At 69.7% G+C, this 25,637-nt stretch carries 21 protein-coding genes and 2 pseudogenes; 11 read left to right on the forward strand and 12 right to left on the reverse strand.

Features of this window, described 5'->3' with window-relative positions:
• Positions 1–17 precede the first annotated feature (17 nt).
• Positions 18–956: a 50S ribosomal protein L3 N(5)-glutamine methyltransferase gene (gene prmB / locus IE066_RS05335; protein ID WP_189447506.1), complete on the reverse strand. Its 939-nt coding sequence runs from the start codon at positions 954–956 to the stop codon at positions 18–20.
• Positions 957–1,035: 79 nt separating this feature from the next.
• Here prmB and IE066_RS05340 point away from each other — a divergent pair, with 79 nt between their 5' ends.
• Together IE066_RS05340 and asd are read left to right on the forward strand one after the other, a co-directional pair.
• Positions 1,036–1,674, forward strand: a complete 639-nt coding sequence (locus IE066_RS05340) for an SCO family protein (protein WP_189447507.1) — start codon at positions 1,036–1,038, stop codon at positions 1,672–1,674.
• Positions 1,671–2,522: an archaetidylserine decarboxylase gene (gene asd, locus IE066_RS05345; protein ID WP_189447510.1), complete on the forward strand. Its 852-nt coding sequence runs from the start codon at positions 1,671–1,673 to the stop codon at positions 2,520–2,522. Before IE066_RS05340 ends, asd begins: the two co-directional genes overlap by 4 nt.
• Positions 2,523–2,595: 73 nt before the next feature.
• On the opposite strand, the gene IE066_RS05350 is transcribed toward asd, so the two are convergent.
• Positions 2,596–4,155, reverse strand: coding sequence for a transglycosylase SLT domain-containing protein (locus IE066_RS05350; RefSeq protein WP_189447512.1), 1,560 nt, complete (start codon positions 4,153–4,155; stop codon positions 2,596–2,598).
• Positions 4,156–4,287: 132 nt separating this feature from the next.
• On the opposite strand from IE066_RS05350, the gene IE066_RS05355 reads away from it, so the two are divergent.
• Positions 4,288–5,754 (forward strand): helicase HerA-like domain-containing protein, encoded by a 1,467-nt coding sequence (locus IE066_RS05355; protein ID WP_189447514.1) that lies wholly within the window; start codon positions 4,288–4,290, stop codon positions 5,752–5,754.
• Between the two features lies 1 nt (position 5,755).
• On the forward strand, positions 5,756–6,259 hold the full coding sequence (gene greB, locus IE066_RS05360) for a transcription elongation factor GreB (protein WP_189447516.1): 504 nt from the start codon (positions 5,756–5,758) through the stop codon (positions 6,257–6,259).
• A 37-nt stretch (positions 6,260–6,296) separates the two neighbouring features.
• Here the strand turns inward: greB and rimO are convergent, their stop codons facing one another.
• Complete coding sequence (gene rimO / locus IE066_RS05365; protein WP_189447518.1) at positions 6,297–7,682, reverse strand: 30S ribosomal protein S12 methylthiotransferase RimO; 1,386 nt, start codon at positions 7,680–7,682, stop codon at positions 6,297–6,299.
• A 129-nt stretch (positions 7,683–7,811) separates the two neighbouring features.
• On the opposite strand from rimO, the gene IE066_RS05370 reads away from it, so the two are divergent.
• The gene (locus IE066_RS05370; RefSeq protein ID WP_189447520.1) at positions 7,812–8,474 is read left to right on the forward strand and encodes a dienelactone hydrolase family protein; all 663 of its coding nucleotides are present in this window, start codon (positions 7,812–7,814) and stop codon (positions 8,472–8,474) included.
• Positions 8,471–8,881 carry an HIT family protein gene (locus IE066_RS05375; protein ID WP_189447523.1) on the forward strand — a complete coding sequence of 137 codons (411 nt, stop codon included), beginning with the start codon at positions 8,471–8,473 and terminating at the stop codon, positions 8,879–8,881. Before IE066_RS05370 ends, IE066_RS05375 begins: the two co-directional genes overlap by 4 nt.
• Before the next feature lie 6 nt (positions 8,882–8,887).
• Here IE066_RS05375 and dcd read toward each other — a convergent pair whose 3' ends face one another.
• Both dcd and apbC read right to left on the reverse strand, forming a co-directional pair.
• Complete coding sequence (dcd, locus tag IE066_RS05380) at positions 8,888–9,463, reverse strand: dCTP deaminase (RefSeq protein WP_189447525.1); 576 nt, start codon at positions 9,461–9,463, stop codon at positions 8,888–8,890.
• A gap of 79 nt (positions 9,464–9,542) precedes the next feature.
• Entirely contained in the window at positions 9,543–10,607 is a 1,065-nt protein-coding gene (gene apbC, locus IE066_RS05385) for an iron-sulfur cluster carrier protein ApbC (RefSeq protein WP_189447527.1), read from the reverse strand.
• A gap of 147 nt (positions 10,608–10,754) precedes the next feature.
• On the opposite strand from apbC, the gene IE066_RS05390 reads away from it, so the two are divergent.
• The 4 genes from IE066_RS05390 to rnfB all read left to right on the forward strand — a co-directional run bounded on the left by IE066_RS05390 (position 10,755) and on the right by rnfB (position 17,287).
• The gene (locus IE066_RS05390; protein WP_189447529.1) at positions 10,755–13,694 is read left to right on the forward strand and encodes a TonB-dependent receptor domain-containing protein; all 2,940 of its coding nucleotides are present in this window, start codon (positions 10,755–10,757) and stop codon (positions 13,692–13,694) included.
• A gap of 525 nt (positions 13,695–14,219) precedes the next feature.
• On the forward strand, positions 14,220–14,645 hold the full coding sequence (locus tag IE066_RS05395; RefSeq protein WP_189447531.1) for a DUF2147 domain-containing protein: 426 nt from the start codon (positions 14,220–14,222) through the stop codon (positions 14,643–14,645).
• Between the two features lie 127 nt (positions 14,646–14,772).
• Complete coding sequence (gene metG / locus IE066_RS05400; protein WP_189447533.1) at positions 14,773–16,851, forward strand: methionine--tRNA ligase; 2,079 nt, start codon at positions 14,773–14,775, stop codon at positions 16,849–16,851.
• Between the two features lie 28 nt (positions 16,852–16,879).
• A complete protein-coding gene (gene rnfB, locus IE066_RS05405; RefSeq protein ID WP_189447535.1) occupies positions 16,880–17,287 on the forward strand; it encodes an Rnf electron transport complex subunit RnfB in 408 nt (135 codons plus the stop codon).
• Positions 17,288–17,294: 7 nt separating this feature from the next.
• Here rnfB and IE066_RS05410 read toward each other — a convergent pair whose 3' ends face one another.
• The 7 genes and pseudogenes from IE066_RS05410 to IE066_RS05435 form a co-directional block, all read right to left on the reverse strand.
• Positions 17,295–18,227, reverse strand: a complete 933-nt coding sequence (locus IE066_RS05410; RefSeq protein ID WP_189447537.1) for a TraB/GumN family protein — start codon at positions 18,225–18,227, stop codon at positions 17,295–17,297.
• Between the two features lie 11 nt (positions 18,228–18,238).
• Complete coding sequence (locus IE066_RS05415) at positions 18,239–19,165, reverse strand: DUF1684 domain-containing protein (RefSeq protein ID WP_189447539.1); 927 nt, start codon at positions 19,163–19,165, stop codon at positions 18,239–18,241.
• Positions 19,144–19,737 (reverse strand): annotated as a pseudogene (locus IE066_RS14985) (DNA mismatch repair MutL family protein); the annotation flags it as partial. The pseudogene IE066_RS14985 and the gene IE066_RS05415, both read right to left, overlap by 22 nt.
• A 195-nt stretch (positions 19,738–19,932) precedes the next feature.
• A pseudogene (gene mutL / locus IE066_RS14990) lies at positions 19,933–20,940 on the reverse strand (DNA mismatch repair endonuclease MutL); the annotation flags it as partial.
• Positions 20,941–21,019: 79 nt separating this feature from the next.
• Positions 21,020–22,501 carry an N-acetylmuramoyl-L-alanine amidase gene (locus IE066_RS05425; RefSeq protein WP_189447543.1) on the reverse strand — a complete coding sequence of 494 codons (1,482 nt, stop codon included), beginning with the start codon at positions 22,499–22,501 and terminating at the stop codon, positions 21,020–21,022.
• 80 nt (positions 22,502–22,581) lie between these two features.
• Positions 22,582–23,055, reverse strand: coding sequence for a tRNA (adenosine(37)-N6)-threonylcarbamoyltransferase complex ATPase subunit type 1 TsaE (gene tsaE, locus IE066_RS05430; protein WP_189447545.1), 474 nt, complete (start codon positions 23,053–23,055; stop codon positions 22,582–22,584).
• Complete coding sequence (locus IE066_RS05435; protein ID WP_189447548.1) at positions 23,052–24,503, reverse strand: NAD(P)H-hydrate dehydratase; 1,452 nt, start codon at positions 24,501–24,503, stop codon at positions 23,052–23,054. The genes tsaE and IE066_RS05435 overlap by 4 nt, the downstream gene beginning before the upstream one ends.
• A 22-nt stretch (positions 24,504–24,525) precedes the next feature.
• Between IE066_RS05435 and queG the strand changes: the two genes are divergently transcribed.
• On the forward strand, positions 24,526–25,635 hold the full coding sequence (gene queG / locus IE066_RS05440; protein ID WP_189447550.1) for a tRNA epoxyqueuosine(34) reductase QueG: 1,110 nt from the start codon (positions 24,526–24,528) through the stop codon (positions 25,633–25,635).
• The last annotated feature ends 2 nt before the right edge of the window (positions 25,636–25,637 follow it).

Raw genomic sequence — 25,637 nt, forward strand, 5'->3', positions numbered from 1 at the left:
CGCGCCGCACCGACGCCTCAGCGTTTCGCGCGCGCGTCGGCCAGCTCGCGGATGCGCCCGGCGTGCTCGACGAGGTCGGCGCGCTCGGCCACGAAGATGCCCATCTGGCCGACCTTGAACTCCACCCAGGCCAGCGGCAGCTCCGGCAGCAGCGCGGTCAGCGCGCGCTCGGCCTCGCCCACCTCGCAGATCAGCACGCCGTCCTCGCTCAGGTGCTCGGGCGCGTCACGCAGGATGCGCAGCGCGAGGTCCAGGCCGTCGTCGCCTGCGCGCAGGCCCAGCTCGGGCTCGTAGGAGTACTCGCGCGGCAGCGCATCCGTCTCGTCGTTGGTCACGTACGGCGGATTGGTGACGATGAGGTCGAACACCTCGCCCTGCAGGCCGTCGAACAGGTCCGACTTCACGAAGGAGACGTTCGGCACCTGCAGGCGCTCCTTGTTCTCCTCGGCAAGCGTCAGCGCGTCGTCGCTGATGTCGATGCCGACCACCTCCCAGTTCGGGTGGTAGTGCGCAGTGGCGATCGCGATGCAGCCCGAGCCCGTGCACAGGTCGAGCGCTCGCCCGACGTGCCGCTCGCCCAACCACGGCTCGAAGCCGGTGGTGATCAGCTCGGCGATGGGCGAGCGCGGCACCAGCGCGCGGCCGTCCGACTTGAAGCTCAGGCCGGCAAACCAGGCCTCACCGGTCAGGTAGGCCGCAGGCACGCGTTCCTCGATACGGCGCCGGAACAGCTCCAGCACGCGGCGCATCTCCTCCTCGGTGACGCGCGAGGCCCCGTACACCGGGCTGAGGTCGTGCGGCATGTGCAGGGCGTGCAGGACGAGCTGGGTGGCCTCGTCGAGCGCGTTGTCGTAACTGTGGCCGAAGGTCAGGCCGGAGGCATTGAACAACGAGCCGCCGTAGCGGATCAGGTCGATGATCGAAGCCTGCTGGAAGGTCGGGAGACCGGCGTCCATTGACGTCGCACGCGCAGAAAGGCCGGCGATTATAGCGGGCGGCCGTTATCATCGCCGTCCCGTCGTGCCAGGAGCCGCCATGTTCAACCGGACCACGCTGCTCGTCCTCGCCGCCGCGCTCGCCGCGGGCCTCGGCCTGGTCGTCGCGAGGCTGTTCTTCGGGCCGACCGTGGCACTGCCGACCACCAAGGCGGTGCACCTCATCGACCCGCCGCGCCGCGTGGCGCCGTTCACGCTGCGCCAGTCCGACGGTACCCAGCTGGTGCCGGGCGAGCTCCGCGGCCATTGGACCGTCGTGTTCCTGGGCTTCACCCACTGCCCGGACGTCTGCCCGACCACGCTCGGCGAGCTGTCGAAGGCGCAGAAGCAGTGGGAGTCGCTGCCGGAATCGAGGCGTCCGCGCGTGCTGTTCGTGTCGGTCGACCCCGAGCGCGACACGCCCGACCGCGTCGGCGAATACGCGCACGCCTTCCATCGCGACACGCTCGCCGCGACGGCGGACGTGCCGACGCTGGAGCGGTTCGTGGGCTCGATCGGGCTGGTGTTCGCGAAGGTGCCTTCGCACGACGAGGCGGCGCCCGATGCCTACAGCATCGAGCACAGCGGGGCGCTGGTGATGCTCGACCCGCAGGCCCGCATGGCCGGCCTGGTGCAGCCGCCGTTCGACGCGCTGGCCATCGCCGACGACCTCACCCACCTGACGAAGACGCAGCGATGAGCCTGGTCACGCGCCTCACCTACGCCCTGCCCCATCGCTTCCTGTCGTCGCTGGCGCGCTCGCTCGCCTATTCGAAGCACCCGCGCGTCAGCCGCTGGCTGATCGACACGGTGACGCGGAAGTTCGGCGTCGACCTCGAGGAAGCCGCCAACGCCGACCCGCGCTCGTACGACTCGTTCAATGCGTTCTTCACCCGATCGCTGAAACCCGGCGCGCGCCAGCCGCATGCGGACGCCGCGTCGATCCTGATGCCCGCCGACGGCCGCATCAGCCAGTGCGGCCCGGTCCGCGACGGCGAGATCTTCCAGGCCAAGGGCCGCTCGTTCACGGCCGCGGAGCTGCTCGGCAGCGAGGCTGACGCGCGGCCGTTCGCCAACGGCCTGTTCGCGACCGTTTACCTCTCGCCCAAGGACTACCATCGCGTCCACATGCCGTGGACCGGCACGCTGCGCCGCACCGTGCACGTGCCCGGCCGCCTCTTCAGCGTGGGCCCGAACGCGGTGCGCCTGGTGCCGCGGCTGTTCGCGCGCAACGAGCGCCTCGTCTGCCATTTCGACACCGACTTCGGGCCGATGGTGCTGGTGATGGTCGGCGCCTTGCTGGTGTCGGGCGTGGAAACGGTCTGGAGCGGTGTCGAGATCCCGCAGTACGGCGACCGCATCACCGAGAAGACCTACGAAACCGGCATCACGCTTGAGCGCTTCGCGGAGATGGCGCGCTTCAACTACGGCTCGACCGTCATCGTGCTGCTGCCGCCGGGCGTGGCGGAGCTCGATCCTTCGCTCGGCGCGGAATCGCCGGTGCGGCTGGGGGAGCGTCTGGCGCGCAGGATCGACGGCGCGGGCTGAGCGGGGACATCGCACGGCGCAAGAAAGAAGGGCCGCATCGAGCGGCCCTTTTCCGTTGCGACGTCCGTGGGGCTTAGCCCTCGCAGCCCGCCAGCCGGATCGACTGCCCGCGCTTGAGCGAGTTCGGCCGCTTGATGTCGTTCGCCTTGGCGAGATCGCCGACGTCGCAGCGGAACTTGCGGGCGATGGTCGCCAGCGACTCGCCTTCCTGAACGCGATAGGCGCGCGGCGCGGCCGGCTTGGACGCCGGCTTCCGCGCCGGCGCTGCGGTTGCCGCGGGCACAGGCATAGTCGCCTCCACCGTATCGCCCGGGGCCGAATCATCGGTCGTTCGCGCCACCGTCTGCAGCTGCCCTGCCCGCACGATCGCGCGGCTCGGGTCGCTCACCACCAGCGTGCGCGCGAGGTCCGCACGGGCGCCGCTGGTGCACCAGCGGTTGTACTGCGTGACCATCCGCGCCGTCGCGCTGATCGTGGTGCCCGCGGGAATGAACGTCTCCGGCTGGTAGCGCGGGTTGAGGTTGCGCAGCGTTCGCATGTAGCCCTCGCGCACGCCCTTGTTCCCGAGGCAGATGCTCAGCTGGTAGATCGACGCCGGCTGCACCAGGCGAAGGGCGACCGGCTTGGGCTCGACCTTCGGCAGCGTCAGCCCGTATTCCTTGGGGTGCAGGAACAGCCACGCCGCGGCGATCACCATCGGCACGTAATCGCGCGTTTCGGCCGGGAACTGGTTGTAGACCGATTCGTCCCAGAACGGGCGGCCGCCGCTGGACTGGTAGACACGCAGCGCACGGCCCTCGCCGCCGTTGTAACCGGCGAGCGCGAGCTCGATGTTGCCGTCGAGCTGGCGCATGCGTTCGGCGAGGTATTCGGCACTCGCCATCGCGGCCGAGCGCGGGTCGTAGCGCGTGTCGAAGCCGGTGCCGTCGTTGCCGAGGCCGAAGCGGAGGCCCGTGTTGTACATGAACTGCATCGGGCCCGCGGCACCGGCGCGCGAGGTCGAATGGACCTTGCCGTTCGACTCCTTGGCCATGATGCCGAACAGCAGCGCCTCGGGCAGTCCGCGCTTCTCGAACTCCGGCCACATCAGGTGGCGCATGTTGCGGTAGTTCTCCCAGCTGGCGATCAGCGGGCCGCGCATGTCGGTGAGCCAGCGCCGGATCGACTGCTGCACGGCCGGGTTGTACTCGACCATGCGGTCGAAGCGGTGGTCGTCGGCCAGCAACGACGCGGCGTCGGCGCCGCGCGGCACGTCGCCGCCGAGCTCGTGGCCGAGCGCATCGGCGGCCAAGTCGTCGTCGTCCTCCTCCATCTCCGTGTCGACCGTGCGCTTGAGCAGGCGGTTGTACGTGGCCAGCATGGTGTTCATCTGGCAGCCGCGCAGCCGTGCGCAGGCGTTCATCGCGTCCTCCATGTCCTGCAGCGCCGCGTCGCTCTCGCGCTGCGCCTCCGGCTCGCCGTTGCGCACGCCGATCGCAGCCTTGGTAAAGCGCGCCTCCGCGGCCTGCATGCGGGCCGTGAGCGAGTCGGCGGTCACCGCTTCGCGCCGCGCGGCGACGGAAAACGCGGGGACGACGAGGAGAGCCGCGATGCAGGCCTGCAGCAGTCGGTGGCGATTCGGGAACGGAGTCATCGATGGCATTACGGACACGACGGACGGGCGAGCGTAGCCGCCGATCCGGGGCCCGGCAAGGAACGTCGGCGCGGTTCAGGCCGCTTGCGAACGCGTGGTTAGAATCGGGTCATCTCCACAAGCGGCCATTCGATGACGCCCACGGTCCTGCTCGGCAAGACGGCGCCTCCCGCGCTCGCGGCCGTCGAACTTCCCGCCCGCGTCGGCAACCGCCACGGGCTCGTCGCCGGTGCGACCGGTACGGGCAAGACGGTCTCGCTGATGACGCTGGCCGAAGGCTTCTCCCGCATCGGCGTGCCGGTGTTCATGGCGGACGTGAAGGGCGACGTCGCCGGTGTCGCGATGCCGGGCTCGCCTGACGAGCGCCTGCAGTCGCGCCTTGCGGTGCTCGGCATAACCGACCACGCGCCCGAGGCCAGCCCCGCGATCCTCTGGGACCTGTTCGGCGAGGCCGGACATCCGATCCGCGCGACGGTGTCGGAGGTCGGGCCGATCCTGCTCGCGCGCATGCTCGAGCTCAACGACACGCAGGCGGGCGTGCTCGACATCGCCTTCCGCCTCGCCGACGACGAGGGACTGCTGCTGCTGGACCTTGAGGACCTGCGCGCCGTGCTCGGCTACCTCGCCGAGCAGCGCAAGTCCGTGTCGACGAAGTATGGGCTGGTCAGCGCGCCGTCGATCGCGGCGATCCAGCGGGCGTTGCTGCGGCTGGAATCGGACGGCGGGCAGAAGTTCTTCGGCGAGCCCGCGCTCGACATCGCCGACCTGATGCGCACCACGCCGGACGGACGCGGCGTGATCGGCGTGCTGGCGGCCGACAGCCTCATCCTCAAGCCGCGTCTGTATTCGACCTTCCTGCTGTGGCTGCTGTCGGAGCTGTTCGAGCGGCTGCCCGAAGTCGGCGACATCGACCGCCCGAAGCTCGTCTTCATCTTCGACGAGGCGCACCTGCTGTTCGACGATGCCGCGCCGGCGCTGCGCCAGCGCGTCGAGCAGGTGGTGCGGCTGATCCGCAGCAAGGGCGTCGGCGTGTACTTCTGTTCGCAGTTCCCGGACGACGTGCCGCCGGAGATCCTCGGACAGCTCGGCAACCGCATCCAGCACGCCCTGCGCGCGTTCACGCCGCGCGACCAGAAGGCCGTGCGCGTGGCCGCCGAAACCTTCGTGCCCAATCCGGCCATCGACGTGCAGGCGGCGCTTACCCAGCTGGCGATCGGCGAGGCGCTGGTCTCAGTGCTGTCGTCGAGCGGCGTCCCCGCGCCCGTGGAGCGCGTGATGATCGCGCCGCCGCGCTGCCGCATGGGACCCATCACGCCTGCCGAGCGGCACCAGTTGCGGGCGACCAGTGCGGTCGGTGCGAAGTACGACCAGGCGCTCGACCGCGATTCCGCGGCCGAGATGCTCGCGCGCCGTGCCGAAGCGCCGATCGCCGCTACCGCGCCCGCTGCCGACCCCGCCCGCCCGGCTCAGCGGGCGTCCAATCGCCAGGGCCTGCTGGAAACGATGGCCAAGCAGGCGGCGCGAACGGTGGGGAGCCAGCTCGGCCGGCAGATCGTGCGGGGCCTCCTGGGCAGCCTGCTCGGCGGCCGCGGTCGCTGACGTGGGACGCTGGCGGCCGCCGGGCGAGCAAAGCACCGCGCTGATCACCCGCGACGGGTTCGAGGGCTTGAAGGCGGAGCTGGACGACCTCTGGCGGGTGAAACGGCCGGAAATCGTCCGCGCATTGTCCGCGGCGGCCGCGGAAGGCGACCGCTCGGAAAACGCGGAATACATCTATCGAAAGAAGCAGCTCGGCGAGCTCGACCGACGCGTGCGCTACCTCAGCAAGCGCGTGCCGTCGCTGCGCGTGATCGAGGAAGCGCCGGCGGATCGCGATGCGATCTTCTTCGGCGCCACGGTCGAGCTGGAAGACGTCGATACAGGCGACACGTCGCGCTACCGGCTGGTCGGCCCCGACGAGGCGGAGCCGTCGCGTGGCGACATCAGCATCGACTCCCCGCTGGCCCGTGCGCTGCTGAAGAAACGCGTGGACGACGAGGTCGCTGTCGAACTGCCGTCGGGGCCGCGCCGCATGGCGATCGTCGACGTGACCTATCCCGCGTAGTCACCGCGCGGGCCGGCTGCAACGCCGGCCACCCGGCTCAGGCATGCATCGGCAGCGGCGCGAGCTTGGCCGGCTCGGGCGCGAGCGCCTCGCCGAACAGGTCGTGCTCGTCGCTGCCCATGATCTCGACGTCGACGAACTGGCCCGGCTTCAGGCCCATCTCGCCGCCGTTCTGGATCTGCACGACGCCGTCGATCTCCGGCGCATCGGCCTTCGAGCGCGCGATCGCGAGCTCGCCGTCGACCATGTCGACCAGGCACTGCTGGACCGTGCCGACCTTCGCTTCCAGGCGCGCGGCCGAGATCTCCGCCTGGCGCTCCATGAAACGCGCGAGGCGCTCCTGCTTCACGTCCTCCGGCACAGGGTCCGGCAGGTCGTTCGCCGCCGCGCCCTCGACCGGCGAGTACGCGAACGCGCCGACGCGATCGAGCTGCGCCTCGTCGAGGAAGTCGAGCAGCTCCTCGAACTCGGCCTCGGTTTCGCCCGGGAATCCGACGATGAACGTGCTGCGCAGTGTGAGCTGCGGGCACATGCGCCGCCAGTTCTGCACGCGCTCGAGCGTTTTCTCGACCGCGCCGGGGCGCTTCATCAGGCGCAGCACGCGCGGGCTGGCGTGCTGGAACGGGATGTCCAGGTAAGGCAGCACTTTGCCCTCGGCCATCAGCGGAATGACGTCGTCGACGTGCGGGTACGGGTAGACGTAGTGCAGGCGCGACCACACGCCAAGCTGCGACAGGCCTTCGCAGAGCGACTTCATGCGCGTCTGGTAGGCGCGGCCGCGCCATTCGCGCTCGGCGTAACGTACGTCGACGCCGTAGGCGCTGGTGTCCTGCGACACGACGAGCAGCTCGCGCACGCCGCCCATCACGAGTTTCTCGGCCTCGCGCAGCACCTGGTCGACCGGGCGCGACACGAGGTCGCCGCGCATCGACGGGATGATGCAGAAGCTGCAGCGATGGTTGCAGCCTTCGGAAATCTTGAGATACGCGTAGTGCTTCGGCGTGAGTTTGATGCCGACGTCGTCCTGCGCCGCGGGCAGCAGGTCGAGGAACGCGTTGCGCGTCGGCGGAAGCGCGGCGTGCACGGCGGTCATCACGCTCGAATAGTCCGCGGGGCCGCTGATCGCGAGCACGTCCGGATGCGCCTCGCGGATCACGTCGGCGCGCTTGCCCAGGCAGCCGGTCACGATGACGCGCCCGTTCTCGGCCATCGCCTCGCCGATCGCATCGAGCGACTCCTCCACCGCGCTGTCGATGAAGCCGCAGGTGTTCACCACCACGACGTCGGCGTCGTCGTACGTCTGGACGAGGTCGTAACCTTCGACGCGCAGCTGGGTGAGGATGCGCTCGGAGTCGACGAGCGCCTTCGGGCAGCCGAGGCTGACGAAACCCACCTTGGGGTTCCGGAGAGAGTTCTGGGACATGACGGGATCTCGGGGGCGGTCGTCACCGACGGCCCGGGGGCTGCGACGGCGGCCACAGCGGGCGTCCAGTATAACGGCGGGCGGTGGCCGCTCCCGAGCGGCCGTGGCACGTATTCATACGGAGGCGTGATGGGCGACTGGATCGAACTCGACACCCGGCGCGGGCCGGTGCGCGGCTGGCACGCGGCCCCCGACGGCGAAGCCACCGGCGGCCTCGTAGTCATCCAGGAGATCTTCGGCGTCAACGGGCACATACGCGACGTGGCGGACCGGTTCGCGCGCGAGGGCTTCGAGGTGATCGCGCCGTCCCTGTTCGACCCCGTCGAGCGCGGCGTGGAACTCGGCTACGACGAGGCCGGCATCGCGCGCGGCCGCGAGCTCGTCGGCGCGCTCGGAATGGAGGCCGCGGTGGATATCGTCGACGCGGCGGCTGCGCGGCTTCGCGAGCATCATCCGAATGTCGGCGCGGTGGGTTTCTGCTGGGGCGGCAGTGTCGCCCTGCTCGCCAATACGCGCATCGGCCTGCCCGCCATCAGCTATTACGGCGCCCGCAGCCTGCCCTTCCTCGACGAGCCGCTGCGCGCGCCGATGTTGCTGCACTTCGGCGAGCACGATCACAGCATCCCGCCGGAGCAGATCGAACTGCATCGCCGCAAGCTGCCGACCGCGGAGATCCACGTCTACGACGCCGGCCACGGCTTCAACTGCGATCGCCGCGCCGACTACTCGCCCGAAGCCGCGGCGCAGGCCTGGACGCGCAGCGTCGACTTCCTGCGACGTTCGCTCGCATGAGCGCCTGGACCCTGCATCCCCAGCTTGGCGCCGACACGCTGCCCGTGGCCTCGCTTCCGCTGAGCGACGTGCGCCTGCTCGACAACGCGCTGTTTCCCTGGCTGGTGTTGGTGCCGCGGGTGGCCGGGGCGACGGAATGGATCGACCTGCCGGAGGCGGATCGCCACGCGCTGTTGGACGAAGTGGCGCGTTGCGGTGACGTGCTGCGCCGGCTTCACCGCGTCGACAAGCTCAACATCGGCGCGATAGGCAACATGGTGCCGCAGCTGCACGTGCACGTGGTCGCGCGCACCACCGACGATGCCGCCTGGCCGCGCCCGGTGTGGGGCGGCCCCGCCGAGCGCTATGGTGAAACGGCACGCGACGCCGCCCTCGCCCGCCTGCGCGAGGCGCTCGGGGCGGGCTGAAGCGACTCAGGTGCGCGGCAGCGTGACGCCCGTCTGGCCCTGGTACTTGCCACCGCGATCGCGGTAGGACGTCTCGCAGACGTCGTCGGCATCGGACTGGAAGAACAGCATCTGCGCGACGCCCTCGTTCGCGTAGATGCGCGCCGGCAGCGGCGTCGTGTTGCTGAATTCGAGCGTGACGTGGCCTTCCCACTCGGGCTCGAGCGGCGTCACGTTGACGATGATCCCGCAGCGCGCGTACGTGCTCTTGCCGAGGCAGACCACCAGCGTGTCGCGCGGGATACGGAAGTACTCGACCGTGCGCGCGAGCGCGAACGAGTTCGGCGGGATGATGCAGACGTCCGACTCGATGTCGACGAAGCTGCCCTCGTCGAAATGCTTCGGGTCGACGATCGTCGAATTGATGTTGGTGAAGACCTTGAACTCGCGCGAGCAGCGCACGTCGTAGCCGTAGCTCGACGTGCCGTAGCTGACGATGCGCTGGCCGTCGGCGGCGCGCTTCACCTGGCCGGGCTCGAACGGCTCGATCATGCCGTGCTCCTGCGCCATGCGGCGGATCCAGCGGTCTGACTTGATCGACATGCGGCGCGTCCGGCAAACGTGGGGACCGCATTCTAGCGGCCATGCGCCCCGAGGCGTCGCGGCCCGCCGCCGCAGGCCCTCAGTCGCCCGCGAGGCGGATCGACAGGGGCTGCGCCACCACCGGACGCCGCGCCAGCTCGACGGCCACGCGCCGCGCGGTCGCGACGAAAGCCTTGGCAGCCGGCGACTCCGGCTCGCTCGCCACGATCGGCGCGCCCGCGTCCCCGCGCTCGCGGATCGTGCGCTCCAGCGGCAGGCTGCCCAGCAGCGGATAGCCGTACTGCTCGGCGAGACGCTGCCCGCCACCCTCGCCGAAGATGTGCTCGGCCTGCCCGCAGTTCGAGCAGACGTGCAGCGCCATGTTCTCGACCAGGCCAAGGATCGGCACGTCGACCTTTTCGAACATGCGCAGGGCCTTGCGCGCGTCCAGCGTCGCGACGTCCTGCGGCGTGGTCACCACGATCGCGCCCGCCACCGGAATCTTCTGGGCCAGCGTGAGCTGGATGTCGCCGGTGCCCGGCGGCAGGTCGAGGATCAGGTAGTCGAGGTCGTCCCAGCGCGAGTCGTTGAGCAGTTGCGTGAGCGCCGACGTCGCCATCGGGCCGCGCCAGATCATCGGCGTGTCGGCCTCGACCAGCAGCCCGATCGACATCGCCTGCAGGCCGAACGCGCGCAGCGGCTCGATCGACTTGCCGTCGGGGCTGTCCGGCCGCCCCGACAGACCCAGCATCGTCGGCACGCTCGGCCCGTAGATGTCGGCATCCAGAATGCCCACACGCGCGCCCTCCTGGCCCAGCGCAACCGCGAGGTTCACCGCGACCGTCGACTTGCCCACGCCGCCCTTGCCAGAGCCGACGGCGAGGATGTTGCGGATGCCTGGCAGCGCGGCCTCGGTCTGGGCCTTGTGGGCCTGGATGCGCTGGCGTACCTCGACGCGCGCCGCGATGCCGGTCGCGTCGACGACCGCCTGCGCTTGCGTCGCAACGCGATGCTGCAGCGCAGCAGACGGTACCCCGAGTGCGACGTCGAAGACGCCTGCGCCGTCCACGCCCCCCCGCCGGCGGATAGCTGCGACGTCCGACAACGGAAGGCCCAATTCGGGGATGACGAGGCGGCCGAGTGCCTCGATGAACGGATCCGACATGACGAAATTCCCCGATTGGCGCGGACTGTGATGTCAACCCCTGTTCCTTCGCTCGTTAAAACCATGTTAGGTTCGGGGGCGTCAGGGGTTGACCAACTTCGCTGCCACGTATGGCGGCCTCGCTATTGTCTTTTTCGGGGATACGAAATGCCAGTAAACAACCAGGGGCTGCGGCGCAGCCGCATCACGGCCGCGGTCGTTGCCGCCCTCGCTCTGCCGGTCGCCACCGCCGCCTTCGCGCAGCAGGCCGACACGGATGCGACCGACACCGAAACCACCACCACCGCGACCAGCAGCAACGACAAGGCGGCGCTCGATCGCGTCACGGTCGTCGGCTCGCGCATCGCGCGTAACCAGATCGAAGGCCCGGCGCCGGTCACCGTCATCTCCCGCGAGGACATCGACCGCGAAGGCTTCCAGACCGTCGGCGACATGCTGCAGACGCTGACGCAGAACACCACGGCGTCGTTCACCGGCGACCTCGCGGTCACCGGTTTCACGCCGAACGCCCAGGTCGTGAACCTGCGTAACCTCGGCCCCGGTTACACGCTGACGCTTATCAACGGTCGTCGCCCGGCGCAGTACCCGCAGCCGTACAACCGCGACAACAACGTCGTGAACATTCGCGCCATCCCGTCGTCGATCATCGAGCGCGTCGAAGTGCTCACCGGCGGCGCCTCGGCGATCTACGGTTCCGATGCGGTCGCCGGCGTGGTCAACATCGTCACGCGCAAGAACTTCGACGGCAACTTCCTCCGCGGCACGGTCGGCACGACCTCCGATGGCGGCGGTGACAGCGTCAACCTCGAATACACCGGCGGCCGCACGGGCGACCGTTGGAGCGCCGTCTACGCCCTGCAATACGGGGAAAACGAGCCCGTCTTCGCCAGCCAGCGCGACTTCCTGAAGGACAGCCGCAACGGTCCGAAGGGTGCCGAATTCACCAACCCGGCGCTGTCGCTGATCGCCATCCGCCAGTCGGGCACCGGCGTGGGCCAGAACGCCTACTACCCCGGCCAGGAAGCCTGCGACCGCTTTGGCTACACGACCCGCACCACGGCGGCGCGTGGCCAGTACTGCGGCTCGTTCGACCAGTCGGCTTCGCGCTCGATCGTTAACAAGGGAGAGTTCTGGTCGACTTACGGCTACGGCACGTTCGATCTGACCGACAACGTCCAGCTCTTCGGCAGCGCGACGTACTACTCCAGCAAGGCATCCGCGACCGGCGGCACCGAGTTCTGGGGCACCTCGGGTGACCAGTTCCTGCGCACCTCGAGCGGCGGCGCCAGCAGCGTGTACTACGACCCGCAGTTCGGTGCGCTGATCCAGCTGCAGCGCGTGATCAACCCGTTCGAGATCGGCGGCCTCGAAGCGTCGACCACCAACTTCGACGAGAGCACGTGGGACGTGATGGTCGGCGCCACCGGCACGTTCGGCGAAGCGTTCGACTGGGAAGCTTCGCTGGCGACCTCGCGCTACGACTACACGGCGAACCGCCCTCGTCTGCTGTCGAAGGCCGTGCATGACTACTTCCTCGGCCCGCAGCTGACCACCGCGACCGGCGCACCGCAGTTCATCAGCGGCTACCCGATCTACAACCTCAACCTTGCCCGTTGGGCGACCCCGCTGACGCCGGAGCAGTACGCCGGCCTGTCGACGCGCGTCATCAACAAGGGCCAGACCGGTTCCTCGACCTTCAACTTCAACGTCGCGGGCGATCTGTTCGACCTGCCGGCCGGCTCCGTCGGCTTCGCGGCGGTCGTCGAAGCGGCGCGTCAGGAGTTCGACCTGATCAGCGATCCGCGTACCGACCAGCTGCGTCCGCGCGACTCGCAGACGATCTACAACCTGACGAGCTCGGGCGAGACCCACGGCAAGCGTGACCGCTACGCCGCCGGCGTCGAGCTGCGCGTGCCGATCCTCAGCAACCTCACGGCGCAGCTGGCGGGTCGTTACGACAAGTACGACGACATCACCGCGGTCGACGACGCGATCACGTACAACATCGGCCTCGAGTTCCGTCCGTTCGACAAGCTGCTGCTGCGTTCGTCGTATGCGACCAGCTTCCGCGCGCCGGACATGCAGCTCGTCTTCGCTGAAGGCGCCGCCTCGTACTCGACGATCCTCGACGAGTACTCGTGCCGCTCGGGCACGGGCCTCGGCGCCCCGACCCCGGCCACGCCGCGCACCCGCGCACAGTGCAACGTGTCGGGCGACCGTACCCTCTACCAGGCGCAGACGCGCGTCGCGGGCAATCCTCTGCTGAAGGAAGAGGAAGGCGAGTCCTTCACCGGTGGCTTCGTGTGGGACATCATGGAACGCATGGATGTCTCCGTCGATTACTGGCGGATCAAGCTCAAGGATGCGGCGACGCAGCTGAGCTCGACCTACATCCTGCAGAACGAAGCGAACTGCCGCCTCGGCACCAACCCGGACGGTACGCCGTTCGGCAACTCGATCGACTCGGCGTTCTGCCAGAACATCCTGAGCCTGGTGACCCGCCTGCCCTCGAACCCGGGCACGGCGCTCGACAACCGCGTCGACGGCCTGAACTCGGCGTACATCAACGCCGCGCTGCAGGACTCGAGCGGCATCGACGCCACCTACCGCTACCGCTTCGACACCGAGAACTGGGGCCGCTTCAGCCTCGAGCTCGGCTACTCGCTCAGCCTCACCAACAAGTACAAGCAGTTCGAGGGTGACGAGCTGATCGAGTACCGCGACAGCGTGCTGATCAGCGATCAGCGCAGCCGCGTGCGCGGCACGGTGTCCTGGTCGAAGGGTGACTGGACCACGACGGTGTTCGGTACGCGCTTCGGCAGCAACGGCAACTGGGCGGGCGCCGACTACGTCGACACCCAGACCGGTGCGTTCTCGCCGCGTCGCCTCGAGCCGTGGATGCTCTACAACCTGCAGGTCGCCAAGAAGTTCGGCCCGAACCTGACCGCTTCGCTGACCATCAACAACGTGCTGAACGAGCAGTACCGCGAAGATGCCAGCTACACGGGTTATCCGTTCTTCGACTACACGATCGGCGCGGACCCGCAGGGCCGTCGCATGTACTTCAGCGTGGGCTACAAGTTCTAAATCGCCCCGCTTGACGTAACACGAAGCCCGGCGAAAGCCGGGCTTCTTCTTGCACCACGGAAACTCGCCCATTCGGGCGATGCGGTGACCGCCGCCGGGAAACGTCGCCAGATCGAGACGTTCGCCACATCCGGACCCCAAGCGCATTGGCAGCGCGCCTCGATCGATGCGCCGCACCCGCTCTTTTCGAGTGAAGCCCAGCAGATCCGTCGGTCGGTGGGACATCCGGCGCAAGCGGAGCGCCGCCACGCCGGCCACGACGTACACGACGTACGCGCGGCGGTGCTCGGGCGCGGCACGCAAGGCGAAGGCGAGAGGCCGCGCGTAGTCGTCCCGGTTACTCGCGTCGACCGCAGCGTAGGCACGGGCGGGATCCGTACCGGCGGTGAGGCGGCGCCTGCAGGCATTCGGCGTGAGCGCGTCCCGGCTGAACAGGCGGCCGTGGCGCCGCGCCGCCGCCCGGGAATCCGGTTATAAAGAGCCACCTGCGCGCGGCGCAGCGATCCAATGTCCTGAGGGGGACCCATGCGCACGAAACTGTTTGCCCTGCTGATGCTCGCCCTGCCCGTGGTCGCGTCGGCCCAGAACTCGCCCGTCGGCCGCTGGAAGACCTTCGATGAGGAAACCGGCAAGGTCATGACCATCGCCGAGGTCTACCAGGCCCAGAACGGCAAGCTGGCCGCGAAGATCGTCGAGGCAATCGATCCGTCGGCGGCGACCTGCACCAAGTGCAGCGGCGCCCAGAAGGGCAAGTCGACGATCGGCATGCCGATCCTGTGGAACCTGTCGCCGGTGGACGGCGGCTGGGGCAACGGCGAGGGCTTCAAGGCGTCCGCGGGCATGAACTTCAAGGCCAAGAGCGTGAAGCTGGTCAACGGAGGCAACAAGCTGGAGGTCACCGGCTGCAAGTTCGTGATCTGCAAGACGCAGACCTGGGTGCGCGCCGACTGATTCCGGCCTACATCCGCGGTACCGACGGCCCGGGCAACCGGGCCGTTTCCGTTTCGGCGGCCGCGGTCCCCAGGCCGCGCGGTGCCTGCATGCGATACTTCACGACCCCCGACGCAACGCCGCACCCATGTCCCGCCAGATCCTCGTCACCTGCGCCCTGCCCTATGCCAACGGCCCGCTGCATCTCGGCCATCTGGTCGGCTACATCCAGGGCGACATCTGGACCCGCGCGCAGCGCATGGCCGGGCACACGGTGCATTTCGTCTGCGCGGACGACACCCACGGCACGCCGATCATGCTGGCTGCCGAGAAGGCCGGCACCACGCCGGAGGCCTTCATCGCCGGCATCCAGGCCGGGCACGAGCGCGACTTCGCCGACTTCGGCGTCGCCTTCGACCATTACGATTCGACGAATTCGGACGTCAATCGCGAGCTGACGCTCTCGATCTACCGCGCCATCGACGCCGCCGGCCACGTCACGCGCCGCGCGGTCGCGCAGCTGTTCGACCCGGTCAAGGGCATGTTCCTGCCCGACCGCTACGTCAAGGGCATCTGCCCCAACTGCGGCACCGCCGACCAGTACGGCGACAACTGCGAGCACTGCGGCGCGACCTATGCGCCGACGGAGCTCAAGGAACCGCGCTCGGTCATCAGCGGCGCAACGCCGAAGCTGCGCGAGTCCGAACACTTCTTTTTCGAACTCGGCCATTTCGATGCGTTCCTGCGGGAGTGGCTGGCCGGGGACGTCGCGATTCCGGGCGTCAAGGCCAAGCTGCAGGAATGGCTCGACGCCGAAGGCGGCCTGCGCGCCTGGGACATTTCGCGCGACGCGCCGTACTTCGGCTTCGAGATCCCCGGTCATCCCGGCAAGTTCCTGTACGTCTGGATCGACGCGCCGATCGGTTACCTCGCCAGCTTCAGGACGCTCGCGCGGCGCCAAGGCATCGATTTCGACGCGTTCCTGCGTGCGGATTCCAGCGCCGAGATGCATCATTTCATCGGCAAGGACATCGTCAACTTCCACGGCCTGTTCTGGCCGGCCGTGCTGCACGGCGCGGGGCTGCGCGCGCCGACGCGCCTGCACGTCAACGGCTACCTGACGGTCGACGGCGCGAAGATGTCGAAGTCGCGCGGAACGTTCGTGATGGCGCGTACCTATCTCGAATCGGGCCTTGACCCGGAGGCGCTGCGCTACTACTTCGCCGCGAAGACCTCCGGCGGCGTCGACGACGTGGACCTCAACCTCGCAGACTTCGTCGCGCGCGTGAACTCCGACATCGTCGGCAAGTTCGTCAACCTGGCCAGCCGCTGCGCCGGTTTCATCGAGAAGCGCTTCGCAGGCCGTCTCGCCGACGCCCTGCCCGACGCCGCGATGTACGAGCGCTTCGTCGCGCAGCTGCAGCCGATCGCCGACGCCTACGCGCGCAACGAGGCCGCCACCGCATTGCGCCTAGCGATGGCGCTCGCCGACGAAGCCAACCGCTACATCGACGAGACCAAGCCGTGGGTGCTCGCCAAGCAGGAAGGTGGCGAGGCCGAGCTGCAGGCTGTGTGCACGCAGGGCCTCAACCTGTTCCGCGTGCTGGCCGTCGCGCTCAAGCCGGTGCTGCCGCGCGTGGCCGCGCAGGCCGAGGCCTTCCTGCGCGCGCCGGTGGCGTCGTGGAACGATGTCGGGCAGCCGCTCGTCGCACGCGAGATCGCGCCCTATACCCCGCTCTTCACCCGTATCGACCCGAAGCAGATCAATGCGATGACCGACGCCAGCAAGGACACCCTCCAGCCCACCGACGCCGCGAAGGCCGCCCAGCCCGCCGCGCAGCCCGAGGCCGCCAAGGCGCCGGCCGCGAAGGCCGAGGCCGCACCTGCCGGCAGCACGACGATCGGCATCGACGATTTCGCGAAGCTCGACCTGCGCATTGGCAAGGTCGTCGAATGCGGCTTCGTCGACGGTTCCGACAAGCTGCTGCGCTTCCTGCTGGACGCGGGCGACCTCGGCCAGCGCCAGATCTTCTCCGGCATCCGGGCATCCTACGGCGAGCCGGAGAAGCTCGTCGGCCGCAGCGTGGTGTTCATCGCGAACCTCGCGCCGCGCAAGATGCGTTTCGGCGTCAGCGAGGGAATGGTCCTTTCGGCGGGCTTCGACGGCGGCAGCCTGTTCCTGCTGGACGCCGACGACGGCGCAGCGCCGGGCATGCCGGTCCGCTGAGCGTCGTGGCCGCATCCGCGGCATCGCCATGACCGATCTCGTCGAGCGCCTCGACCGCCTGCTGCCGCAGACGCAGTGCGGCCAGTGCGGTTTCGCCGGCTGCCGCCCTTACGCCGAAGCGATGGCGCAGGGCGAAGCCGGCGTCGACCACTGCCCGCCGGGCGGCGATGCAGGCGCACGGGCGCTCGCAAGGCTACTGGACGTGCCCGCGTTGCCCTATGACCGCACGCGCGGCATGCACAAGCCGCCGCAGGTCGCGCTGGTCGTCGAAGAGGACTGCATCGGCTGCACCAAGTGCATCCAGGCCTGCCCGGTCGACGCGATCGTCGGCGGCGCGAAGCACATGCACACGGTCGTCGAGCCGCTCTGCACGGGCTGCGAGCTCTGCGTGCCCGCCTGCCCGGTCGACTGCATCGTGCTGGTGCCGGCCGCCTGAAACGCGATCAGCGCGTCGTGCGGCTATCGCACGCGGTGCAGACGCGATCCACACGATAGCCGCGCGCCTTCAGCATCGCGACCACGCCATCGTCGCCGAGCAGGTGCAACGCGCCGACCACGGCCAGCACGTCGTTGCCCGCGGGCTTCGCCAGCATCGCCTCGAAGCGCGGAATCCACGCGCGGTTGCGGTCGACATTGAGGCGCTGGTAGGTGACCGGCGTGCGGTCGGCCATGTCCTCGCGCGTAAGTTGCTCGAGCAGCGGGACGTCCGCGCGTCGCCACGCGCCGTGCAGTTCCTCCAGTCGCGCAGTCGCGCCCTCGCCCTCCTCGACGAACTCGCGCAGCGTGTCGATCTGCTCGTCCATCGGCATGCCGTCCAGCGTCGCCAACTGCTGCGCGACCGTCTCGAGGCCCGATGCGGACTTGCCTGCCGCGCGTGCACGCGCCATCAGGTGGCGATCCAGCCCGTCCTCCGGCGCGAAACCATTGCGCTGGGCCATCAGCGTCACCAGCGTGGTGTCCACGAACCAGGGCTCGAACTGGTCGAGCTGCTCGGGCGCCACGCCGAGCCGGCGTGCCTGCCGCTGCAACGGTTCGCGCAGTTCGGTCGGCAGCACCTGTCCGATTGTGGAGGCAGGATTCGACGTGGCCAGCTGCAGCATCCGGGCCGCGATGCCCGGATCGTCGAGCTCCTCGGGCGCGATCTCGAACACCAGCGCTTCGGCATCATCGAACGCACGATCGATGTCGGCCGACAACGGATAATCCGACTTGCGCAGCAGGTGGAACGAGCCGAGCAGATAAACGCTGTTGTCCGCGTCCGAGACCTTCCATAGCAGTGGCACCGGCGGCGCGTCGGTGCGTACGGGCGTCGGCGTGGACCCCGACACGGGCAACGCGAGCAGCAGGCCCGCGATCGCGAGGGCGAAACGGCGCATCGAGTGCTCCATCAGTGCACGTAGGCTTTCTCGCCTGCGTTCACGGCGAGATCGAGACGGTTTTCGGGCGGCGGCAGCGGGCACGTCGCGAACGGCGTGAACGCGCAGGGCGGGTTGTAGGCCTGGTTGAAGTCGATGCGGACGCGGCCGTTGGACGGTGCCGGCGCATCGATGAAGCGACCGGCGCCATAGCTTCCGTGCCCGCTGGTGCGGTCAGCGAACACGAGGAACACGCCGCCGCTGCCGTCGTCCAGCGCCTCGATGCGATGCGTGCGGCCGCCGCGCTCGAATTCCACGCGACCCGGGTTCGGCATCGGCTCGACCGTACCAACGATGTTGACGATGTCGATCGTGCGTCCGGCCGGGTTCGGAACGTAGCGCGCGTCGACGATCCAGTCGGGTCCGCCCGGCCAGTAGGTGAGGCCACGGAACCCGGTGCGGGACGGCGCGTCGGCGTGCTTGACCCGCAGCGCATAGCGATCGCCGCGGCGGATCACCGTGGCGCGGCCGCGGCCCTCGTCGAAGGCGATGAGGCTGGGGCCGGCGGTGTCGTCGTCGGCGCGCAGCGTCGAAGTGCGCGCGGCTGCACCGTCGATGGTCAGCGCGGCGTTCCGGGCGGGCACGAAGCGCACGCCGCGCGGCGTTACGTCGAACATGCCCAAGTGCTCGGGCCCAACGGCGAGCCGGATGCCGTTGCCTGCGGCGCTGCCGGCGTAGTGCGCGCCGCGATCGAGCCAGTGCAGGCCGACGAGCGACGTCCAGCCGTCCGCCGCAGTCAGCTGGCGGACACGCTCCTCGCGCCACGCCTGCTGCGTCTTGACGTACTCGGCCGGCAGCGCCGCCGCCTTCGGTGCGGTCGGGCCATCACTCCTGCAGCCTGCAAGCAACAGCAGCGTGCCCAGCAGCACGTAGCGCATCAACGGCCGCGCAGGAACCATCGATCGATCTCCGGCAACGAGAAGCGCGCCCATGTCGGGCGACCGTGGTTGCACTGGCCCGAGCGCTCGGTGGCTTCCATCTCGCGCAGCAGTGCATTCATTTCGTGGATCGTCAGGCGACGGTTCGCGCGCACCGCGTGATGGCAGGCCATCGTCGCCAGCAGCTCATCGCGCGCGGCCGCAATGCGCCGCGTCTCGCCGTGTTCGCGCAGGTCGGCGAGCACATCGCGCAACAGTCCCTCGGTATCGCCGTTCGCCAGCAGTGCCGGCACCGCGCGCAGCAGCAGCGACTGAGGGCCTGTGCGCGTCACCTCGAACCCGAGTTGCGAGAGCGTCGCGGCCTCGCGATCGGCAACGTCGGCCTCGCGCTCCGAAACCGCCACCGCCTGCGGCACGAGCAGCGGCTGCGTGCGCAGGCCTTCGCCGTCGTGCGCAGTCTTGAGCTTCTCGTAGCCGATGCGCTCATGCGCGGCATGCATGTCGACGACGATCAGCCCGTCGGCGCATTCGGACAGGATGTAGATGCCGTGCAGCTGCGCGAGCGCATAGCCCAGCGGCGGAATGCCGTCGTCCTCGTTCGCGGCCATCGACGGCGCCGACACCGGCAGGCCGCGCTCGGTCGGCGCGTAGAGCGCCTCATACGCCGCACGCGTCTCGGCGACCTGAAAACCGAGGGGCGACTGCCGCGGCGGTGGCGTCCAGGCCGGCATGGCGGGCGCGGAACTGGTCGCGGCCGCCTGCGCGGCGACGCCCGCAAGGCTCGAGCCTGCACGCGTCTCCGCGAGTACGCCCTGCAACGTGCGGTAGACGAAGTCGTAGATCAGGCGACCGTCGCGGAAGCGCACCTCGTGCTTGGCGGGATGCACGTTGACGTCGACGCGCCGCGGGTCGAGCGAGAGGAACAGCACGTAGGCCGGATGACGCCCGTGGAAAAGCACGTCGGCATAGGCCTGGCGCACGGCATGCGCGACGCTGCGATCGCGCACGGCGCGGCCGTTGACGAACAGGAACTGCTGGTCGGTGCTGGCGCGGTTGTAGCTGGGCTCGGCGATCCAGCCATGCAGGCGAAGACCGCGGCCGTCGCCGACGTCGCCCTGCTCGACGCGCAGCGAATGGCGGACGAAATCGGGGCCCAGAGCCTCGTGCAGGCGCTCGCCGGACAGCAGGTCGCGCTCGCCCTTCCAGCGACGCGACGGCTTGCCGTTGTGCGAGACGCGCAGCTCGACGTCCGGCCGCGCGAGCGCCAGCTGGCGCAGCCAGTCCTCGATGTGCGACAGCTCGGTGCGCTCGGCCTTCAGGAACTTGCGGCGCGCCGGCACGTTGTAGAACAGATCACGCACCTCGACGGTGGTGCCGTGCGGATGCGCGCGAGGCGCGAGTTCGCCGACCAGGCCGCCATCAACCTCGATCGCGGTCGCGTGCGCCGCCTCGCGCGTGCGCGACACCAGCGCGAAACGACTTACGGACGCGATCGACGGCAGCGCCTCGCCGCGGAAGCCGAGCGTCGCGACGCCTTCGAGGTCGTCGAGGCTCGCGATCTTGCTCGTCGCATGACGGCGCACCGCGAGCGGCACTTCGTCGGGCTCGATGCCAAGGCCGTCGTCGCGGATGCGGATGAGGCGCGTGCCGCCTTCCTCCAGATCGATGTCGACCCGGCCGGCTCCCGCGTCGAGGGCGTTCTCGACCAGCTCCTTGACGACGGACGCCGGGCGGTCGACGACCTCGCCGGCTGCGATCTGGTTGATGAGGACATCGGGAAGCTGTCGGATCGGCACGGCGGGCTTCATCGCGCGTTCGCGCGGTAATGGCCGTCGATGATAGACGCGCGGCCGCCGGGCCGCGCGGATGGCGGGGTCAGCGGTTGACCGCCGCGCGCCCGCTGTCGGCGACGGCATCGCTGCCGGCCAGCGCCGCGAGCATGGTGCCCGGCGGCGGCGTGCGGACAAAGTAGCCGTTGATGCCGCCGAACACGGCCCGCGCGATGGCGGCCTGCTGCGCCGGGTCGCTGAGGCGCCGCTCCTCGTCCGGGTTCGAGATGAAGGCGGTTTCGACCAGCATCGCCGGGATGTCGGAGGTCCGCAGCACCGCGAAGTTGGCCCGCTCGACGGTCGACTTGTGGTTCGGCCCCAGCCGCGCCAGGCCCGTCAGCACCTGCCCAGCGACGTCCTCGGACGCCTTGAGGTTGCCGCTCTGGGTGAGGTCGAGCAGCACCGACGCCAGCGTGTTGCCGGGCTCGACGCGTACGCCGCCGATCAGGTCGGCCGCGTTCTCCTTGTCCGCCAGCCAGCGCGCACGTTGCGACGATGCACCCTTCAGCGAGAGAACGTAGACCGACGAGCCGCGCGCGTTGCGGTTCTCCGCGGCGTCGGCATGGATCGACACGAACATGTCGGCGCCGGCGCGCTTGGCGAGGCGCGCGCGCTCGTTGAGCGGAATGAAGAAGTCGGCGTCGCGGGTGAGCACCGCCTTGTAGCCGGGCGTCGCATTGACCTGACGAGCGAGTTCGCGGGCGATCGCGAGGGTCACGTCCTTCTCGCGGCGGCCGCTCGGGCCGAGGGCGCCGGGATCCTGTCCGCCATGGCCGGCGTCGATGGCGATGACCAGCGGACGCAGCGCCTTGCCATTGGCGTCCCGCAGCGACTTGACGGGTTGCGGGAGCGGTGTATTGGCCGCGGCGACGGTCGGCGCGGGCTGCGCCTGTGCCTGCATGCCGACAGGAATCTGGGTCGAGCGAGGCGTCGCGCCGGACATGGACGTCGTACCGACGGAGGCGATCACGGCATCCAGGCTGCTGGACGTCGCGGTCTGCGCGGGAGGCAGGACCACGCTCGATACGGGCGCCGCGGTGACGGGTGCCGGCGAGGACACGGCCGGCCCGGTCGCAGCCGCACCAGTCGCCACCAGCGTGTCCGTGCCCGACGCCGGCTCGTCGTCGCCCGGCCATTCGATCACCAGCCGCGAGCCACCCGCGGCGGGCTCGACCTGCGGCTGCAGCGCGGCGATAGGCTGGGCAAGGTCGAAGACGATCCGCGCGACCCCGGGCTCGGGCTGACCATAGCGCACCGAGCGAACCACACCCGCGGGTGCCGGCAGCGACGCGCCGCGACGAACCGACGACGCCGGCAGGTCGACGACAAGACGGTCGGGGCCGGCCAGTCGGATGAGGCGGTAGTCGGCCGGCGCCGAGTCCAGCGCGATCTCGGCGCGGGTGCCGGTGGCACCGCGGCTCAGCTGGACGGCGCGAACTTCTGCCGCTTGGGCAAGGTTCCACGCCAGCGCAGCAAGGAGCGCCGCCCCGAGGAGGACCTTCTGCACAGTGTCAGCCTTCACGCGCATGCCGGGTAGTCAACCACCGGCGCGCCGTCAATGCAAGCAACTTTTCCTTGTGAATCCGGGACCTGCCGCACTTTCCTCATTCAGGTCCGCAGGTGAACCGATGTGAAGGCACTTTCCAGCCGCGTAAGCCAGCGGTGAGCCTCGGGTGAGAACGGCGTCAGCACGGCTGCGCGCCCGTCGCCGTCGATCGACAATTCGATCCGCAGGTCGACCGGCGGTAGGGAGCCCGCACCGCGGTCCGGCCACTCGACAAGCCACAGGCAGACCTCCGACGCGTCGAGGCCGAGGAAGTCCAGCTCGCCGGGATCGCCGATGCGGTAGAGGTCGAGATGCAGCGCCTCGCCACCGTCGACCGGGTAACGCTCGACGAGCGTATAGGTCGGGCTGCGGATCGTGCCCTGCACGCCGAGCGCCCGCAGCAGCGCGCGCGCCAGCGTGGACTTACCTGCACCTAGGTCGCCGACAAGGTGCACGACCGCCTGCGCAGGGCGGGTTCGCGCCAGCGCCGCGCCCAGCTCGTCGGTCGCGGGGGCATCGGGCAAACGCAGGTTCATGCGGGATTCGCCAGTCGCCGCAATTGCGGCATGAGATCGGCAGCCAGCAGCCCGCGCTCGCCGTCGGCCGCGGCGGCGTCGCCGGCGGCGGAGTGCAGCAGCGCGCCGGCGCAGGCCGCGTCGAAGGGCGCCATGCCCTGCCCCATCAGTGCGGCGATGACGCCGGCCAGCACGTCGCCCATGCCGCCGGTGGCCATGCCCGGGTTGCCCGCGTCGAGTACGAGCGGCACGCGGCCAGCGGCCGCGACGATGGTTCCGGCGCCCTTGAGCACGACCACGGCGCGGTAGCGGTCGGCGATCGCGGCGGCTGAGCCGAAGCGGTCGCGCTGCACATCGTTGGTCGTCGTCCCGAGCAGGCGTGCGGCCTCGCCCGGGTGCGGCGTCAGCACCGAACGCGTGGGCAACGTGAACCCGTGCCGCGCGACGATGGTGACTGCGTCCGCATCGAGTACGCAGGCGATGTCCGCCTGGAGTACGCGATGAAGGTGCGCGAAGCCCCAGTTGCCCTGCCCGAGGCCGGGACCGATGGCGATCGCATCGGGCCAGTCGACATCGACACCTTCGCACTCGGGCGTGGCCATCAGCTCGGGGCGACGCGCGAGCAGCGCGGCATGGTGCGCATCGCGCGTGTGCACGCGCACCAGCCCAGCGCCCGTGCGCGCGGCGGCCTCGGCACAGAGCAGGATCGCACCCGCGCTGCCCGTGTCGCCGCCGACGCAGGCAACCCGTCCCTGCTCGCCCTTGTGGGTGTCGCTGCGACGCGGCCGCAGCCAGCGCGAAAGCCCTGATGCATCCGCCAGCAAGGCGTTGGGGGCAGGCGGTGTCACGCCGGTCACCTCCAATGCCGCGCAGCTCAGCCGCCCCGCGCATTCAAGCGCGCGACCGGTCCGCAGCACCGCCTTAGGTAGCAGGAATTCGATCGTCGCCTGCGCGCGCACCGCCTCGCCGGGAACGCCGCGGGCATCGACCCCGCTCGGCACGTCGAGCGCGAGCACGGGCGCCGCATGGGCATTGATCGCCGAGATCGCCGCGGCAGCATCGTTGCGCGGCTCGGCCGTCAGTCCGATACCAAGCAGCGCGTCGACCACCAGATCGGCGTCCGGCAGTGCATCGCGCCAAGGCTCGACGTTTCCGCCCGCATCGACGAAACGCGAGCGCGCCGCGGCCGCCGCGGCATGGTGGATTCCTCGTGGCGCGTGTTCGACGACGGTCACCTGTCGCCCCGACTCATGCGCGAGGCGCGCGAACACGAAGCCATCGCCGCCGTTGCCGCCCGCGCCGCAGACCACGAGCAGGCGGGCCGCGGACGGCCATAGCTCGAGTGCACGGCGCCAGGCGGCCTGGCCGGCGCGCTCCATCAGCACCGCCTCGTCCGCGGCGACGGCGATCGCATCGGCTTCGAAGCGTCGTACTGAATCGGTGGCGAACAGCGGCGAAAGGTCGCGCATCGGTCGATTCTATACTTGCGCGATGAGCCCCGCCGCCGTGTCCGACGCGACCGTCGACCTCGCCGCCGTCTGTGCGCGGGTGCGCGGGCTCGCGCGCGAGATGGGCTTCCAGCGCTGCGGCATAAGCGACGTGGACCTGTCCGGCGACGAGCCCTTCCTCCTCGACTGGCTCGATCGCGGCCTGCACGGAACCATGGACTGGATGGCGCGCCATGGCAGCAAGCGCTCGCGCCCCGCCGAGCTCCTGCCGGGAACCCTGCGCGTGATCAGCGTCGGCCTGGACTACGGGCGGCGCGACGACCAGGAGGCCTGGGCCACGCTCGAGGACGGCGAGCGCGCCTACGTCGCCCGCTACGCGCTCGGCCGCGACTACCACAAGCTGATGCGCAACCGCCTGCAGAAGCTGGCCGACCGCATCGCGGACGAGATCGGGCCGTTCGGCCATCGCGTCTTCGTCGATTCCGCACCGGTGCTCGAGCGTGCGCTCGCACGCAATGCGGGGCTCGGCTGGATCGGCAAGCACACCTGCCTGATCGATCGCGACGGCGGCTCGTGGTTCTTCCTCGGTGAGATCTACGTCGATATTCCGCTTCCGGTCGATCCGCCCGCCACCGCGCACTGCGGCACCTGCACGCGCTGCATCGACATCTGCCCGACGCAGGCGATCGTCGGCCCGCACCGCCTCGACGCGCGCCGCTGCATTTCCTATCTCACGATCGAACACGAGGGGCCGATCGATCCGGCGCTGCGTCCGCTGATCGGCAACCGCATCTTCGGCTGCGACGACTGCCAGCTCGTGTGTCCATGGAACAAGTTCGCGCGACGCACCGACGAGCCGGATTTCCGCGCACGCAACGCCCTCGACACGGCCACGCTGCCGGAGCTGTTCGCCTGGAACGAGGACGAGTTCCTGCGCCGCACCGAGGGCACGGCGATCCGCCGCAGCGGCCACTCGCGCTGGCTGCGCAATATCGCGATCGCGCTCGGCAATGCGCCTACGACGCCGGCCGTGCTGACGGCACTGCAGACGCGTCGCGAGGCGGACGATCCCGTCGTTCGCGAAGCGGTAGATTGGGGGCTGCAGCAGCATGCGCAGCGCAGCGCGTCACGTTCGACAGACCCGTCCGTCTAGAA

The organism is Cognatilysobacter xinjiangensis (assembly GCF_014651995.1).
GTDB lineage: Bacteria > Pseudomonadota > Gammaproteobacteria > Xanthomonadales > Xanthomonadaceae > Cognatilysobacter > Cognatilysobacter xinjiangensis.